Source organism: Autumnicola lenta (genome assembly GCF_031846515.1).
GTDB lineage: Bacteria > Bacteroidota > Bacteroidia > Flavobacteriales > Flavobacteriaceae > Autumnicola > Autumnicola lenta.
On sequence record NZ_JAVRHO010000002.1, the window covers coordinates 1 to 17,745 of the forward strand.

The 17,745-nt window shown below is 35.3% G+C and carries 15 protein-coding genes; all 15 read right to left on the minus strand.

What is annotated here, in order from left to right:
* Positions 1 to 146 precede the first annotated feature (146 nt).
* Positions 147 to 1,541, minus strand: coding sequence for a sugar transferase (locus RM545_RS01230; RefSeq protein WP_311493447.1), 1,395 nt, complete (start codon positions 1,539 to 1,541; stop codon positions 147 to 149).
* A 38-nt stretch (positions 1,542 to 1,579) separates the two neighbouring features.
* Positions 1,580 to 2,590 (minus strand): glycosyltransferase family 4 protein, encoded by a 1,011-nt coding sequence (locus RM545_RS01235; RefSeq protein ID WP_311493448.1) that lies wholly within the window; start codon positions 2,588 to 2,590, stop codon positions 1,580 to 1,582.
* 8 nt (positions 2,591 to 2,598) lie between these two features.
* Entirely contained in the window at positions 2,599 to 3,612 is a 1,014-nt protein-coding gene (locus tag RM545_RS01240; protein WP_311493449.1) for a glycosyltransferase family 4 protein, read from the minus strand.
* Positions 3,569 to 4,930 (minus strand): O-antigen ligase family protein, encoded by a 1,362-nt coding sequence (locus tag RM545_RS01245; protein WP_311493450.1) that lies wholly within the window; start codon positions 4,928 to 4,930, stop codon positions 3,569 to 3,571. Before RM545_RS01245 ends, RM545_RS01240 begins: the two co-directional genes overlap by 44 nt.
* The gene (locus tag RM545_RS01250) at positions 4,917 to 7,310 is read right to left on the minus strand and encodes a glycosyltransferase family 4 protein (protein ID WP_311493451.1); all 2,394 of its coding nucleotides are present in this window, start codon (positions 7,308 to 7,310) and stop codon (positions 4,917 to 4,919) included. The genes RM545_RS01245 and RM545_RS01250 overlap by 14 nt, the downstream gene beginning before the upstream one ends.
* On the minus strand, positions 7,310 to 8,119 hold the full coding sequence (locus RM545_RS01255) for a class I SAM-dependent methyltransferase (RefSeq protein ID WP_311493452.1): 810 nt from the start codon (positions 8,117 to 8,119) through the stop codon (positions 7,310 to 7,312). The genes RM545_RS01250 and RM545_RS01255 overlap by 1 nt, the downstream gene beginning before the upstream one ends.
* The gene (locus RM545_RS01260) at positions 8,109 to 9,104 is read right to left on the minus strand and encodes a glycosyltransferase family 2 protein (protein ID WP_311493453.1); all 996 of its coding nucleotides are present in this window, start codon (positions 9,102 to 9,104) and stop codon (positions 8,109 to 8,111) included. Before RM545_RS01260 ends, RM545_RS01255 begins: the two co-directional genes overlap by 11 nt.
* On the minus strand, positions 9,101 to 10,702 hold the full coding sequence (locus RM545_RS01265) for a glycosyltransferase family 2 protein (protein ID WP_311493454.1): 1,602 nt from the start codon (positions 10,700 to 10,702) through the stop codon (positions 9,101 to 9,103). Before RM545_RS01265 ends, RM545_RS01260 begins: the two co-directional genes overlap by 4 nt.
* Before the next feature lie 218 nt (positions 10,703 to 10,920).
* Positions 10,921 to 11,811 carry a glycosyltransferase family 2 protein gene (locus tag RM545_RS01270; RefSeq protein WP_311493455.1) on the minus strand — a complete coding sequence of 297 codons (891 nt, stop codon included), beginning with the start codon at positions 11,809 to 11,811 and terminating at the stop codon, positions 10,921 to 10,923.
* Positions 11,812 to 12,357: 546 nt separating this feature from the next.
* Positions 12,358 to 12,825 (minus strand): glycosyltransferase family 2 protein, encoded by a 468-nt coding sequence (locus RM545_RS01275; protein ID WP_311493456.1) that lies wholly within the window; start codon positions 12,823 to 12,825, stop codon positions 12,358 to 12,360.
* Positions 12,826 to 12,909: 84 nt separating this feature from the next.
* Complete coding sequence (locus tag RM545_RS01280) at positions 12,910 to 13,971, minus strand: glycosyltransferase family A protein (protein WP_311493457.1); 1,062 nt, start codon at positions 13,969 to 13,971, stop codon at positions 12,910 to 12,912.
* A 1-nt stretch (position 13,972) separates the two neighbouring features.
* Positions 13,973 to 14,665 carry an FkbM family methyltransferase gene (locus RM545_RS01285; RefSeq protein ID WP_311493458.1) on the minus strand — a complete coding sequence of 231 codons (693 nt, stop codon included), beginning with the start codon at positions 14,663 to 14,665 and terminating at the stop codon, positions 13,973 to 13,975.
* Between the two features lie 3 nt (positions 14,666 to 14,668).
* Positions 14,669 to 15,883: a glycosyltransferase family protein gene (locus tag RM545_RS01290; protein WP_311493459.1), complete on the minus strand. Its 1,215-nt coding sequence runs from the start codon at positions 15,881 to 15,883 to the stop codon at positions 14,669 to 14,671.
* Positions 15,880 to 16,773: a glycosyltransferase family 2 protein gene (locus RM545_RS01295; RefSeq protein WP_311493460.1), complete on the minus strand. Its 894-nt coding sequence runs from the start codon at positions 16,771 to 16,773 to the stop codon at positions 15,880 to 15,882. Before RM545_RS01295 ends, RM545_RS01290 begins: the two co-directional genes overlap by 4 nt.
* Positions 16,774 to 17,685, minus strand: coding sequence for a glycosyltransferase family 2 protein (locus RM545_RS01300; RefSeq protein ID WP_311493461.1), 912 nt, complete (start codon positions 17,683 to 17,685; stop codon positions 16,774 to 16,776).
* Between the last annotated feature and the right edge of the window lie 60 nt (positions 17,686 to 17,745).

Here is a 17,745-nt window from a genome sequence, read left to right on the forward strand (position 1 = left end):
AGAATAAAAATACAGGACTTCGACAAGCTCAGCCGGACTGGCAAACTCTTTGTCCCCCCGAGATTTACGAGTAAACAAATTTTTCCCTCCTTAGCTCCTTAGCTCTTTTTTGCTACGAACTCCGAACTCTAAACTCCGAACTAACATTACTGTCCCCTATAGAATATTATCGTACTGAAAGTTTTCAGAAGTATATCAATATCCAGAAATAAGCCCCTGTGTTTAATATAGTACAGATCGTACTGAAGTTTTTCAAGACTATCGGTATGGGAGGTGCCGTAATTTGCCATTACCTGTGCCCAGCCGGTAAGCCCGGGTTTAATCACATGCCGCGTTTCATAAAACGGAATTGCCTGCGATAACTCTTTTACGAAAACGGGCCTTTCAGGACGTGGACCTATCATGCTCATTTCCCCCTTAAGTACGTTTATAAATTGCGGAATTTCATCTATTCTGGATCGCCTGAGAAATTTTCCGAAGGGAGTAATCCGGAGGTCATCTTTTTGAGCATATTGCGGCCCTGACATTTCAGCATCGCGAAGCATCGTCCGGAATTTTAATATTTTAAAGGTCTTTCCGTATTTGCCAATTCTTTCCTGTGAATAAAACAACTTTCCCCGATTGGCAAACAGGTTCCCCAGCAGGATAAACGGTAAAATTAATAGACCAAAACATATTCCTACGATACCAGCTAATACATCAAAAATACGCGAGGAAAGCCTGTAAAACTGATTGGCATTATTCCTGCTAAAGGGAAAGTAGCGGTAAAAATCCTTATCGACTTTGTCTACAGGAATCCTCCTCGTCGTTTCCTCGTAAACATGAAAATAATCCCTTATAGGAAAACCTCTCATAAGAAGCTCATTAAGCTGATTATATAGGGTTATCATCAAATTCCGTTTATGTGCATGAGCCACGATAACTTCATTTATATGGTACTCCCCAACCACAGAAGATAACTCTTCCACCTTAAAGCGAATTAGCCCCTCATCTTCCAAACCGGCTTCAAATTCGTTTTCCGTGTTTATATAACCAATAACAGAATAATTGGGATCTGAATTTCGTAGTGTATCCGCAATTAGTTTAATATCAAATGAATCGCCCACGACCAACACCCGTTTATAAAATCTCGGACTGGTAATTAAGTCAATATAAGCATACCTCCACAGTAACAAAATGCCGGCAATAGATAGAAAAAAGAAAAGAATTTGCAAACGATTTTCCGGAAGGCTGGGCGTAATGTAAGGAGTGAGAATATAAAATAGAACAGTAAGGGAAGTGGTGAGAATTACATTTTGAAAAACACTGTCGAACTTACTCGACTTCTGAAGGTCATAAAGTTCAAACACAGTAGCAAAAAAATTGAAAAAGACAACAAGAACCACTGTCCACACCCAATATTGACTGTCTATTCTAAAGTAACTAAAATGAAAGATTATGCCTACAATGCTCAGCGCCAGAAGTACAAAAAAGGTATCAAAAAGACGCAAAAATATCTTTCGCTCGGAAATTTCAAAATGAAATATTGGCTTTTCAGACATGCACAGATTGATTCGGTAAGGAGGTAAAGATATAATTTTTAGCTTAGCAATTCCACCCAATCGTCTTTAACTCGTTTCCAATCGAACCCCTCTGCTTTTTGACGCGCATTAGCGCTGAATCTTTGGGCTTCTCCGGGATCATTAATTAAAAACTGAATGGCTTCAACAGCTTCAATTTCATTATTTTTCTTAACAAGAAGCCCGTGCTCCCGATCCCTGATTAAATAAGGAATACCACCAACATTGGTAGAGACTACAGGTAAACCAAGCGCCATGGCTTCAATTACACTTATCGGTGTATTGTCTGTATTAGACGTATTTAAAAAAATGCCGTATTCTGAAGCGAGCGTAAGCCATTCTTCCTTCGGTAGTTTTCCGGAAAATATTACCGGAAGATGATGAGTTTTAGCAAATTTCTTACAAATATCGAGACTACCATCCTTTCCGGGACCGACCATACATAATTCCGCGGCTGGAAAATCTTTCAGCAAAATCTTCAAAATCTTTAATGCCAGCATGGGATTATACACTTCTGCAAAGGAACGTACCCAGATTATCTTTGGCTCGATTTTCCTTCGCAGCTTGAATTTATAGTTTTTCAGCGGAATTGAATTCGGTATATATTTGAGATTCTCAAACCCGTGTTTGCTGAAAATGTTCATCAGGTATTGCGAAGGAGCTACATTGCAATAGGCTTTTCCGAAGAGCTCCTGAGAAATTTTTCGGTTGTTATTCAGCCTCTGTTCGAGATTTCCGCCATGTAAAATCGGAATGTAAGCAAGATTATTTATTCGGCATAAATGTGCTGAAAGTACAGCATACCAAAAGTTTTTAGTGCTATAAGTATCAATTAGCACAAGATCGCATTTCCCAGCATTAACTGCAATGGTGCGCAGCATATCAACCAACCTCAACAACTGGTTTTTCTCTGAAGATGCAGTGTGAATATTAAAACCTTCGTTTTTTAGTAACGCAGAAAGGATATCTATGGCTGTGGGAGAAGCCCCTTGTGTTTCGAGCTTATTTCCAATGTAAATAAGACGCTTCATGAGAAGAGTTATTTCAGCACCTGATTCCAGTCTTCCTTTACAACCTCCCAATCAAATTTTTCCACCTTCTTCCGGGCTTCCTTACAGATTTCCATGGTCTTTTTCGGGTCTTCAATTAATTCTGAAATAGCTGCAGCCATGGCTTCCCGGTTATCCTCCGGCACCAGCACTCCATCCTTCTTATCCTCTATAAGCATCGGCATTCCGCCAACATTGGTAGACACCACGGGCAGACCGAGACCCATTGCTTCAATAACGCTAATTGGGGTATTATCTATAGTGGTGGTATTAATAAAGAAATCGTAGTCGACTGAAAGAGCTGCCCATTCCCTCTTCTCCAGCTTTCCGGTAAAGCGTACCGGTAGTTTATGTTTACGCACATAAGACTTACACGCAGCCATACTACCATCCTTATCCGGACCAACCATACATAATTCGGTATCGGGATATTTTCTCATTAACTGAACAAGTACTTTTATTGCCAGCAGTGGATTATACCTTTTTTGAAACCGCCGTACCCACAACAGTCGTGGCCGAAAGTTTTCCCGTTGTTTAAAAGGATAATTTCCCAGTTCAACAGAATTGGGAACTATCCTCGTATTATCAAAACCTTTAGATTTAAAAATATTATACAAAAAAGCGGACGGTGCTATATTTACTTTTGCATGCCCAAAAAGTTTTCTGCTGTAGCTTTCCGAATCTTCAAGTCTTTCCGGCAGATTCCCTCCATGAAGAATGGGAATATAATCAAGTTTATAATGCTTACATGTTTTGCCCACCAGATAAGCATAGTAAAAATTTAACGCTCCGTAGGTATCAATAAGGACTACATCTGTCTCTTTATGATGCCTTACAACCATCGCGAGCATTTCTACTAACCGCAGGCCTTTATTACTTCTTGTCGAAGCTGTTCTTACCGCATACCCCTCTCTTTTCAGCATTTTGCTAAAAAAAGAAATATAAGTTGCCGTAAAGCTGTTAAGCTGCAAGTCGTTTCCTATGTAAAGGATCCTTTTTGTCATCTACAATATATAATAATGCCAGGCCATATACGAAAGCCGGAAGGGCAATTCGCATGGCGGAATGGTTTATTGTTAAAAACCAAAATGCTAAGAACGCCAAAAAATAATAATTGTTTCTAAATTTTGTCCAAAAGATTATAGGAACAAATATAAGAATTAATAGAGCTGCTAATCCAAGCAAGCCATGTTCTGATAACATCCGGCTGATTTCGTTATGGCTGGCAATTTCCACACCCATTGTCTCCTCCCTGTATTCCATGCCTTTACCAACACCAATTCCAATAACCGGGTGATGAATAAAAGCCTCTAATTCTGTAGTGACAAGCTCTACCCTTCCGGTAGTAATATCAGATTTTAGTCTTCCCGCCGCATCCTGATTATTATATCTGTTACCTAATAAGCCCCCGGTTTGAATAAGGGAAAAGAACCATATTCCCACTGTGGCAATTCCCAAGATAATAATTTTGGAATTTAATTTTGCCTGTACTTTTCGATCCTGTTTATAATAATAAATTATTATAAAAGCTATTACGCAAACTATTGCGGTAAAAACCCCTCCCCGGGAAAATGTTATTAAAGCTCTGTAACCTATCATCCCCAACAAAACCAGGTCGATGATGTTGATTAATTTATGTTGAATAGTAAACAACCTTGTAGCTACCAAGAAAGCCCCCATTCCCATAACTGTTGCAATTTGGTTTGGCCCATATCCTCCTGTAGCTGCATAGTTGGCCTGTAAATTAATCTTAACATCATTCATACTTGGGGTATAGAGGTATAAAAAAAACATTTGAGCCAATAATGGTAGGAGCAGCATCAAAATAACCCTCTGGAAATCTTCCTTCGCTATTTTCTTATAATAGCAGTATAGTGCAGAAATACCTAAAGCCACAGGACCACTCAAATTAAAAGCAATTTGGTTTCTAAATTCTGCTTCGTAACTCATTGTTATACTGGCTACGACAATTCCAGGGATAAGAATTAACAAATAAGTCCAAAAAGGTGTTGTTCGGGACGACGTTCCTTTAAAAAACATACCAATCAACAGAAAAATGATCACCATATATTTCCCGGTCTCGTAGAAAACCATTCCGTCGGTTTGTCTAAAAAAAACTTCGGCCCCGGCTATATATGCCGCTGCCATTAAGGCTTCACTATTTCGGTTTTCCCTAATAATTATTAATAAAGTAAAATATAACAGGACACCAAACAAAATAAACTGGGATGCCGGACGGTAGAGGTAAATAGCCATAGCTATTCCAAAATGAAGAAGGAGTAGTTCTACATAATTATATTTATATCTTTTATTTTTGACCATTTCCTTTTCCTCCTCTTAGCCTATCATAGAACCCTATCAATTTTGGCAAAACTGCGGCGCGGGTGTAATTATTTTTAATGTGCAAATGTAAAGCCTGGGCATCTTCTTTCCTTTTTAGTGGATTATCATAATATTCAATAATTGCCTTTTCTAATGCTCCAACTTTTCCTGGAGTGACCAATATCCCCCTGTTTTTGAGAATTTCAGGACATTCCCCTACATTTGTAGAGATTACAGGAAGGCCTGACAAACCATATTCCAATATACTCAGCGGTAATGCTTCCCAATCGGAAGACAAAACAGCTAAGTCAGCATTATTTAAGTAGGGCATAACTTCTGTTGTCCCGGAGATTATTTCTACTTTCTCGGTGAGGGAATTTCTTTCAATAAACATTTTAAGTTTTGAAGAATAATTGTCCCTATAATCATTTCCTATTAACCTAAGAAAAATATTGGATTCTTTTTTTGAAAAGTTTCTAAAGGCTTTAAGTAAATTCAGATGATTTTTCGGCTGCCTTAAATTCGCGACATTTACTATAATGAAGCGTTTGTCATGCTTTCTTTTATTTTGCAAATGTAGCCTATTCTTATTAAGGATAAAATTTGGAAGTTTAATTACATGCTGGCTCTTTAGATTCTTTAGGGTCCATTTCTTTAGTTCCTCACTTAGTACCAAAACCCCGTCAAAATACACAGAAGAATATATCAGCGCTAAATTCATTCTTTTATTCTTTAGCCTGTTTCCATAATGATCGTGCCAAACCAATATAACTTTAGTTCCAATTATTTTGAGCAATACCCCCAAAAACCAGGAAGTACCATGGGCGTGAATAATTTCAATTTTCTCTTCTTTTATAAAAGTCCGGAGTCTCTTAAGGGCGCACAAGTCGAGACTGTGCTTTTTATTCAGAAAAAGAAATCCTACTCCATCTCCCAGTTCTTTCTTCAACATTCCTTCTTCCCGGGTAGTACATAAATATGAGGCTTCTAATTCTTCAGCTAAAACATTGGCAATATTTACCGCCATTCTTTCAGCGCCGCCAGGATTTAGACTATCAATCAGTTGTAATACACGTAGGTGTTTGGGGTTGTGAGTTGTCTGTTGTGAATTGTCGGTTATAGGTTGTGGATTATCGCCCTTATAACTATCAAAATTTAATGTTTGAGGTTTGGGATGTCGGATTCCATTTCTCAGGATTTCCTGGATCGCCTTTTTAAACTTCTCTAAAGTATAGTGCTGACTCCACTCTTGTGCCGCCAAAGACATCCTCCCCGACTCCTCCCTATCTTTTATTAGCTCAATTATCCTCTTTACCGTTTCTTCTAACACAGACCGGCTATTTACTCTCCACTCTCCACTCTCCACTACATCAGTTTTATTCTCTCTGCTTTTTTTTCCCTTCTCCAAATCCTGAATCAAAATGCCACGACTCCCGTAATCAAGCATCCACGGCACACAGCTTACCGGAGTAGCAATGGGAATACAACCATACCACATTCCTTCCGCTACTGTTTTTGGCCAGCCTTCGCTGTTTGAAAGCAGAATCACGAAATGGGCCTTCTTATAAGCACCTTTTAATTCCTCCAGGCTTTTCCGGCCTTTTAGTTTCACCAATTTTTGTAAATCTTTCTTTTGAATATAATTATTCAGAGAATCTTTTAGAATTCCATCCCCGTAGATCTCTAGTTCTGACTTCACTCCTTGTTTATTAAGAGTTTCAATGAGTTCAATAGCTTCAAATACACCTTTTCCTTCCACCAGGTTTCCGGTAAAAATCAATTTATAAGGAGGACTGAAATCTTTGTGAATCGGCTCTTTATCTTTTGCTGAAAAGCTTGCGGTAAAAAACGGCAGTATATTATCCGACTGATCCGGCCAGACGCCGTAAACCAAAACTTTTATATTCTTAGTTATAAAAGTTTTGTTTAAAATTTTCTTCTGGAGTTTGTAGGTCCAGGGTTGTTTGGATTTTGGATCCCAGTTTCCGGCGTATTTTACGGTTTTAGGTTTCTTCGGAAAGAACATCTGGGCAATCGCAGCGAGTAAACCAATATTTCCAGGACACCTTAAATGTAAATGATCTGCCCTTTGCATTGCATGAAGAATCTTAATGAAGATAATGGGAATTTTAAATATAGACTTTAAAACCGAAAGAATTGACAGGAGATTAAAAACAGGAATAGAAGTGAAAATTATTTCCTTATGTTCATAAGCTTTACCGAAATTTAAATCCCCCCCTCCGGGGGCTCGGGGGGATATAACTTCCACCTCATCCACCTCCTTAAACCATAGGTTCATTTCCCGCACATAAGGACTGTAGGCATAAAACCTACCTGCTTGCTGGTAGTGGATTACATGGGTAAATACTGCGAGCCGCATTAGAGGGATCTTTTTTTCATTAAGAGGCTTAAATGCATGCAATCGAACATTTCATTATCAGATTTTAGCGAGTTTTCCCAGTCTTCCTGGTGCCATGCTTTAGCTTTATGCACTCTCTTTTCTTTAGAAATCGGCAGGAAATTAATAAAAGTGCTCCATTTTGCTTTACCTAAAACTGCCCTACGCTCTTTTATCTCAAAAGCTTTTTCAAACTTATAATAAGTTGTTCTGGAAAAAGGCCACTCCCAATCTTTATCACTTTGGAAGGGCCGGTAAATGCTTCTAATAAACCTTATAGGTAAACTGGTCTGCAGGGGATCATGACTCACTATTGTTCCTTCATTGCTTAGCTTTTCCTGAAGTTTAGCGATAAGTTCATCCACATCCCTAAAGTGATGCAGTACCCCGTAGGCATAGATCAGGTCAAAATCTTTTTCCCTGAATTCTTCTGAAAGAAAATCCATAACCTCTGCACTGGCTCGGGAAAGCTTCTCCAATCGCCGGTTCAGGCTGTTAATACCCTTTGGGCTTAAATCTATTCCAAGATATTCCCTGGAATTTTGAGCCAGGTAAAAACTCAGGGAGTTTCCGGCATGGCATCCAAGGTCCAAAACTTTCTTTCGGGAAAGATCCCCAAACCAATTTTTATGAAGTTCGTAAATATCCCGCTCTACCCCAATGTCTTTTTTGATCCGGTTCAAGGCACCATTTCTAAAATAAGACCACAACCGGGTAGCAGCATTTTTATGCTTGGTATCATAAAATTCCTTCTGCCTTGCATTTAGAAGTTTGCGTTCTTCAGACTTCATGTGTGGGTCTATTTAGCAGCAAGCTCCACCATCCGGCAATCCTGCCAAGACTTTCAGTGAACGCCTCTTTTCTATTTTGGGTTGTGATTACATTTCCCAGTCGCACTAAAGTTAATAAAAATGCTGTGCCATGCCACTTCAACCTGGCATTTAAATCGGGACGGGGATATTTAATACGCCATACATACCACCCGTTCCTAATCACCATTTTACCATATTTAAACTTGTCGGGGCGTCCTGCCTGCTCGTGGAAATGCGCCACTCGTGCCGCAGTGTTGACATACAGCTGACCTACTTTTGAAGCCCTTAAACAAAAATCCATATCCTCATAAAGTCCATAACCGTCAAAATACTCAGAAAAACTCATTTTTTTAAATAAGCTTTTTCGATAAGAAGCCACTCCTCCCATAAAAAACTCTACCGGGTATACTTTTCCTGAAGGGGGCAAAAATCCGATTGATAAACCATTGGAGAATTCCGGCATCACTCCCGGAGGCTGGTTGCTTAGGAGACTAAGTTTCTTACGCAGAAGATTCCGGCTGCCTAATTTCCTGATATGTCCATCCATTTTAAATTCTTCAAAATTGGGCGCATTTTTATTTTTTTCCCAGCTTACTTCGTTGGTAATATAACCCCCAACTCCAATGGCCTTGGGATAAACGGAATAAGTAGTAACAAGTTTTTCAAAATAATCATTTTCCAAAATAATATCATCGTCTAGAAAGCATAAAATTTCAACACCTTTAGCAGTTTTACCAATCCCGTAATTCCGTTGGCGGGTGAGTCCTCTTTCCTGCTCCGTTACCTTAAAATATTCAAGATTTTTAAATTTCCTCTGTTTTACACATTCCTTTGTAGCAGCATCGATAGAACCATCTATTATTAATATCTGATCCGGATACAACCTTTGTTGTTCCACTGAATTTAATAGTTCCAGTACGGCCTTAGGACGTTGATAAGTACATATTATAAGACTGCAGGTCATGATCTTGATTCCTGGTTCGTTATTCTTGATTCTTTGCCCTCTCTTTCATCTTTCACCTCATTACTTTGCATTAATTTATCAGCCCATTCCTCACTTTTTCCCCAGCGTTTTCTCATCATTTTCAAGTAATTAAACGGATTGTTAATTTCCTGTTTAAAATAATAACGTAGGAAAAGTTCGTTTTTAAAACCCCTTAATTGCTCGTGAGTATAGTATTTGCTTGCATAGACCATTAAAGTTGGGGAAGGTTTAGGTTGGTCTTCTTCCCAGGGGGCAGATCGTATCTCACGAAAACCGCCCCGGGGAGCTTTTAAATGAAGAATTTCCAGTTCAGGATGATAAATAATATCGCAACCTGCATTTCGTAGCTGCATTCCATAATCGATATCCTCCCCAAAGCCATATTCAAAAACCTCATCAAAAGCCAGATTTTTGCAGAACTCAGTTTTTACAATACTTGTACCTGAACCAAAACTACCCCATTGTTTTATCTTATGGAAGACAGTCGCTTCCCCCTCCTGTCTACAATTAATATTTAAACAATAAACTCCCAGCCTGCCTATTTCTGCAATACTTTTTGCTAATACGTCCGGGGCTATTCGTATATCATCATCAGCAAAAAAGATCCAATCTGCTTCAACTTCCGCTAGGCCAATATTTCTTGCATTACAGGCACCTGTTCGATGTGTGAAATGGTGAATTATTTTATAAGGCCAGTTCTTTTCTTTCAATTCCTGAAGCTCAGTTTGTGAATCAGGATCAGGGTTTTGTTCTACTATAATAACTTTATTAGGTAAAAGGCTTTGGAATTTTAAATCCTCAAGAACTTGTAAAAGATATTTTTTCCGTCCAAGTGTAGGAATAAGTACATCAAAAGTCCTTAAATTTTTAGATGGCCTAATTGATTCCACTTTAATATCTGAGAAATCCATTTCTTCCTTAAAATATTTTCGCTTTAGAATTGCAAGAAGAAAAGCCTCGAGGGGGAATGAATTCTCATATTTTATAAAGCACCACAAGAGCAGCCAAGTTCGAATGCCCTTATAATGTAAATAAACAAAGGAAAATAGTTCTTTTTTGGAAGCAGTTGTTTTTATTTTGAAATTTGAAGAAGAAATACCTTCTTTTATTAATAGTGGTGAGCTATAACAAAACAAACCGTGCTGCTGGCCCAGCTTAGCAATAGAGTTTAAAACTAGGTTTAAGTCCTCTATGTTACTTAATAAATTTTTAAACTTAAGCAAAGTTTTCCCTTTGATCCCACCTACATCTGCACTCATTCTCCAGGTTGGGTATTGCAGTTTTTGGTTTACGTTCACAAATGGCAGTTGATCGATATATCCTATGGCATCCGGCAAATACTCGGTTTTTATAGCATACGATGCCATTATGAGATCGTGGTGAAAAATCTCGGGATAGTAAACAAAATTTAATTCATTCTCAAATTCCTTTTCACACCACACGACAATCTCATCCGGAAATATTTCTGCAAGTTCCCATAAAGCCTTTGTGCATTGAGTTGCCGAGATATTTATTTCAGCTTCCCCTTTCAACACCCTAACTACTTTCTGACATTTTGAATGGATAAGGACTATCATTAAATATATTTGATTGAAACAAATATAATTTATTCATTTCCATCAACAAAGGCCTACTGGGGGTACTTCTAAAAAAGTATATATCGATTGATGAAATTAAATCCATCAGGCTTATCACTTTTTTTCAAATAGTGCTATGCTTTGGATTTATATTTTATTATCTGTTTTTTTATGCCTAATCCAGACTCTGTCACTATAGGAAATTCTCAAAATCCTTTTTAATAAGATGGATTGGGAAGACTGTTAAAAACTTCTATAGTCTTTCTTGAAACTGGACGGCGATGCTTCAGTACTTTTCTCATATTAATAATCAATTGACACATGGCGAAAAAATACTCCCTGAATAAGTATTTATCTTTTAACCCATATTTTTTAAAATTAAGGAAGTACAACCTACCAATTTTTTTAAAAACTAACGGAAATGGATAATAAACCAAATAAAAAAATGAAGTGTTTTTAAGTTGTTTTCCAAATCTAAAGTATTGTGAACCTTCACTTTTTCGAAGTTCTGTATTAATCCTGTGGTTAACCATTACCTTATGGCTAAATAATATATCATATCCCATTTCAAGAGTTTCCAGGGCCACACAAATTTCCTCCCCATAAATATCTATCCAAACCGGAAAACCTCTTGTTTTATCGTAAATTTCTTTTTTTATGGCAAAACCACAACCTAAAAATTCTTTTACATATAAATCATTTCTCTCTATTAATAATTCTTTGGGTATGGATTCATCCGTATCAAAAACACCTTTTACTTCTTTAAAAGCGATAATTCCTAAAGTAGGTTTTTGGGCAAACAAAGCTTGAGAGAGTTCTATGAAATTTGGTTGAATAGGATGAGCATCATCATCAAACCCAAAAAAGACTTCACCTTTAGCGGTTTTATAAAGAATGTTTCTTGCTTTAGAAGCACCTAACTTTGTTTCCGAACTTTGCCAATTTACCCAAGGAAATATTTTTTTTAACATCCAGGAATCGTCTGTACAGCCATCTAGAAAAACGGAAATTTCATTGCGATTCAGGTCGACATAGTTTCTCAAAATATCAAGAGTTTTGCTCAGTTCCTCTTTCCTGTTTCTTGAAACTATCAGTATAGATGCCTCCATTAGTTACCTTAAAATATTCCTTGTTAATTTCAGTTTATTAAGAAATCTTACTTTAGAAAGAATTATGAACCAAATTTCTGGTGAGAAACGGGAGATTCCAGAACTTTTCCAATAATTTAAAATATTTCTCGCAAATCTATATCTGAAATATTCCTGATCTTCTTTATTCAATTTATATACTTCTAAAGAATTAATATCATTAAATAAGTAAATGAACAATTTCAGAATTCTTTTAAATTCAGACCTCTTTATTGTTTGATTATTATAATAAAAACAGAATAGGTCACTTCTATTTACATCAAACCCAAAATTCATCCATTGCCTTACAATGATAGCACTCCTCTCCTTAAGATGAAGCGCTCTTTTTTTTGGATTTCGGTGGTTACTTAAGGGCAACATTCTATATTTCATCAAAAATTCAGGTAAATTGGTTGCCTTCCCTTTGTCCAAAATCCATGTCCATAAATCCCAATCTTCACAGGTTTCAATAGAAGCATTATATCTAATGTTATTCTCAATTAAAAATTTTGAGTTAAAAATTATTGATTAATGGCCAAAAGAACCTGAAAAAAGGAGGCTTATTCTTAAAGTTTTATAATCATTCGGATATTTCCATTTATTTAAAGGAATTTTATTAAGATCAGTTAACCAATAACCTTGTGTTCCGCACATAATAAGATCCGCATCTTGCTCAAACATTTTTAATTGTAACTCAAATCTTTGGGGATAACTCCAATCATCGGCGTCCATCCTCGCAACATATTTATAATGAGGCAGAAGATAATCTAAACCTTTATTAAGAGTTTTCGCGATTCCTAAATTCTCTTGGTTTTTTTTATAAAATAGCCTCTGGTCATCATATCCGGCAACAATATCTTCTGTATCATCAGTTGAACAATCATCGTAAATATATAAATGAAAATCTTCGAAAGTTTGATTTAAAATTGAGTCAATGCTGTCCCTTATATAAGACCCGGCATTATAAGTTGGCATCAAGACTGCTAATCTAGTCATACTACTATTAAAATTTATCTTATCTAATTTCAGGCTTAAATCAAGTAATATTAATTAGTATTTATTACCAGACGTATTGGAAGGTTATTTTCGTGGCTTCTGGTTTTTTTCTTCTTCCAAATCCCATAACCTATGAAAACTTTTAACCATCTCCCCAGGTAATCCTTTATTCTTCAAAAATATTTGGTTAACCACCTTAATTTTAAGAATTCTATTAAACACGCTATGCTTAATAAAATATTTCAAGCGACTTATCTTTTTAAGAGTTCTAAGGTTGGGTAAATTATAATCAGTAATTTTTTCTTTATCAAACTTTTTAATATAAGTCTTCATCCATTCCTCTGCAACGTTTCCTATATGATATGCATAATTATTAGTTGTTGTAAGCCTCCACAAACCATATTCTAAAGGTAAATTATCTAAATATTGCTCTGTATTCCTTCCTAACTTGCCATTTAAAAAAACGGGGATTTCATTAAATATTGCACCTTTATAGGTTGCTACATAATGGCCCGTGCCTACCAATGCACTTTCTTCCCCCTCGTGTACGGTCAATGACTGTTCTATATGATTTTTATTATAATTGTCACCCCAACCAATACTTTTATAAAAATGTTGGATAGCTTCAGGATCTTTAATAGGATCAAATCGCAATTTTTTAGAAAAAAAAGTGTCAAAGAGCACATTGGCACTTCCATGATACATTTTAAACTGAGGTGTAAGACCTACCACTCCAGCTTTAGGAAAATTCTCAAAAATTTTATAGCTAGCAGATTGCCATGCTGTTAAAAATAATGTATCCGCATCTGCAATTGTCACAAAAGAGAACTTATGGCCGCACAAGCCTTTTAAGATTGCATTTACCTTACCAATATTAGTTGTATGAATAAGTTCTTGAATTTGATTCGTTTGAAATAAATTTTCCAGGTAATCTTGTACTTCCTTACAACTTCCATTATTGACCACAGTGAAAAAAGTAAGTGAATGACAGGTTTTAAGAAGTGAATTAAGGCACAGTTCCATCACTTCAAAACTGTCTTTATAATAACCATCCAGCGAGGGAATATATATTGGTAGAATTACCTGATGAAAGTGATCCTTCTCTGCAACCGGTTGTTCTTTACTTGGGTTATGGCCTATTCGCATTTTAGATCATGTTTTCATCGATTAAAAATAAATTACCCAAATCTCCTTCAATTATTGTTTTTCCAATAAATCGATATCCTTGACCGTTCAAATATGTAACTATACCAGAATTAATATCTTCTTTCAAATTTAATCGTGATTCAATCATGATTATTTTAGGCCTATATTTTTTCCAATCGTTGGATTTTAAAACTTCTATATCAAATCCTTCCACATCGATATCAAAAAAATCAAGCCTATCGGTTTTTGACAAATTCTGCTCCAAAACACTTTTTAAGCTGAAAGAGTGGATTTCTTCAACACTTTTAATTTCACTCTCCAGATTGTGATATTTTATAAAATCTTCATTCACAGTATTCATTGAATTATAAGGTTTTTTCAAAGAATAGTAATTTAATTTTTTTTCTATATCACTAATTGCAGCATTTACAAATACATCGTGTTTTCTATACTTTTTGAAAATTGTTTTTATTTCGGGATTTGGGTCAACACATATTCCTTTCCACCCCCTTAAATAAAAGAAATAGGTATTCGAGGCTTTAATAGGATGCCAACAACCGATATCTACATAAACCCCAGGAGTATTTTGTTTTATTAATTTAAATAATTGTATATCGTCTCCGGATTTCGCAAAGCTTATAGGATATCTTTTATAAATTAACTCACGGATTTTATGTTTAATATCTATAGTCATCTTTTAATTTTCTCGTAAAATTGCATCTACTTGTTTTAAAAAATTAGCATCACTAAAATAATTCCCAAATGGATATACAGGTTCACTGTTCTGCAAGTTGATTAGAATTAAATTTTTTAATTTAAATTGAATATCTTCCACTAAGTTCATATCTGCAATGTATCTCGAGTCATTCTTCAAAATTCTTCTTAACTCACTTCTTCCGGGGGAAATAACCAAAACCGGTTTACCTATGGAAGCCAAAAAAGGAACCTTTCCCGGCAAAATATTACAATAGTAAGGACCGTTTTCTAAAATTATATTAATATCGCTTTCGTGCATCTGTTCATTAGAAGAACTGGAAAAATCAAGAGTATCTAGAAACTTTATATTATTATCGTTATCAAATTTTTGTTTTAATTCATTAATTTTTTCTCCTCTTATTCTTAAAATAAATTCTGTATTTTTTCTGAATTCTGGATTCTCTTGAATTAAATTAGAATACGCTTCTAAAACATTGCTTAAATTTCTACCAAGCATTAGAGCTCCATGGTAGGAAATCTGAAGTTTTCTTTCCTTTCGTTGTATTATATTTTTTTTACTAAAATCAAATGCCTTAGCTTCAAAGTGGTGTGGTAGGGTATAAAATTTTTTAACTGAAGCATATAGATATTTGAGATCATTGGCCATATAATAAGCCGTTGCACAACATGTTTTTGCCTGTTGAACAACTGCAATCATTTTTTGTAATCTTAAAAATTCATTTTTATGAATTTTGGAGGATTTTCCTGTATACCAGGCGTGGGGATAAGGGTCATGAAAAACAACAATGGCATTTTTAAGGATAGGCAATCTATCAGTTGCCAAAATGGTTTCGTGTTTAATTCCTGAACTCCAAATAAAAATATGGTCATATTTTTTATAATCAATTTGCCTTATGTGTTTTGCGTAAAGTTGATGAATATAATGATCCGCATATAAAAAATTAAACATTCTTGAAGTAAAACGGTTTATCCATTTTACATGGAATGGAATAGTAGGATTTATCACTTTTCTAATAATGGTATCTACAGGCAAGATTTCTAAATCGTCGTTGGAAGAATCAAAATGTGATATATATAAAACATCTATTTCTGAATGAGGATATACTTTTTTTAATTTGCCTAAAAAGGACCTCCTTCCAATCCCAGCACTAGTCCCGGAAACCCTTAAATCTTGTGTAATAATTAAAAATTTCATCTAATGCTATTTTTTATTTTGGGGACAATTAATAAAAATCTAGAATATTGAGAAAAAACCCAATATAAATGAAATAGTTTGATCCAACGCAAAGGTGTTTTCTTATTATTTAGTTGAACTTTTTCCAGCCTATCAAGCAACATATTATTTAATTCTATAGGATACTTACTACCATATATTGTAAGCATATATTCATAGAATTTAAACCAGGCTTCATTCTTTTTAACTGAATCTTCCCCACCTGTAATATTCAATGCACTTATTCTAAAGTGTACTGCCGTATCATTAATAGTATATATATTTTTATTATTTGAAAATTCAACCACTGCCAGTGTATCACTTGACCAGGCCAAAGGAAAATCCTTGAATTTTATTTTTCTTACAATAGCTGTTTCAAAAAAGTACTCACTTAGTGTACTTCTGGTTCCTCCTTTAAATTTTCTTATTAAAAAATCGGTAGCTTTCTCTTTAACAGGATGCTTAAATAATTTACTGATAACTTCATTATGCTCATTAATTATATAGGTTGCAAAGCGCACAACAGATATTTTTTCTTTTATCAAAAACTCCAAATTTTTATAGAACTTTTCTACCACATTGTTTTCGTAAACATCGTCATCTCCCATTATTGTAATCCATTCTTCATTTTTAGTTAAATCAATGCATCTCTCCCATTGCTTAATTAATGATTTGCTGCCCAGATTTTCATCAAATTTTTTATAAGTCAGATTAATCTTCTCCCGAAATTCATTAACCAGTTCAATAGGATTTTCTGGACTTCCATCATTACCTATATAAACGTGAAAGCGTTTATTGGTTTGATTAGCTAATGATTCCAGGGTTTGCCTGAAAAAGGTTTTTTTGTAATATGGAATAACAATAGCTAACAATCAGTCTTTGGATTTTTTAAAACCTTTTATGTAAGGAAAGAATCTTTGTCCTGCCTGTACCATTCCAAAACTGCGTAGTATTTTTTTTACCATCATTCCGGTTTGAAAAGAGTTTGAGCTTTTAATATCCCGAATCCTATCATTTAACAAGGCATTCTTATTTAGATAACGTTCAATTAAAACTTCTGAAAGTTTATTATGTTCATCAAATGTAAGAAGTTGTTTGAATAATAGGTAAACCTTCAATTGATCTTCCGTAATACTTTTGATTTTCGTGCGGCTTGTAGCATGTGATCTATAAAGTACCAGTGGTTCATCAATAAAAAAAGTAAAACACTTTTTTTTAAAAATTGATACCCAAAAATACCAGTCTTCCTGTGCTGTCAGCTCAAGTGGAAAAAGGGTATCTCCAATCAATTTTTTTTTCAAAAACACAGTATGTGGAGGAAAAGAAAATTTAGCGTTCCATTCAAAAAGTATATTTTCAAAATTTAAGTACTCTTTGTATAAATTACAAAATGGGGGTGTAGTTAAGCTAATATTATTAGTGAAATGCTTAAAATTGCAACCTATAAAATTGATTGAATTGTCGTTTTCATACGCCTCAATACATTTTTTAAGTTTTGAAGGTGTCAAATAATCATCGGCATCTAAGAATTGAATCCATTCACCCTTAGATTGAGATAAACCGAAATTCCGTGCAGCACTTACACCTGTATTTTGTTGTTTAAAATATAAAAACCTGGGATCTTTTTTCACCCATTCATTACTAAGAAATGCAGTATCATCTGTGCTTCCATCATCAATAATTAGGCATTCCCAGTTTGAGTAAGTTTGATTAAGAACCGATTTCAGGGTTTCATTTAAAAAGCGGCCTTGATTATAGCACGGAATAATTATAGATACAAGCATTTCCTAAAGTTAAACTTATCAGATTATAATTAACCATAAAAATTTTAAACCGGTTTAATC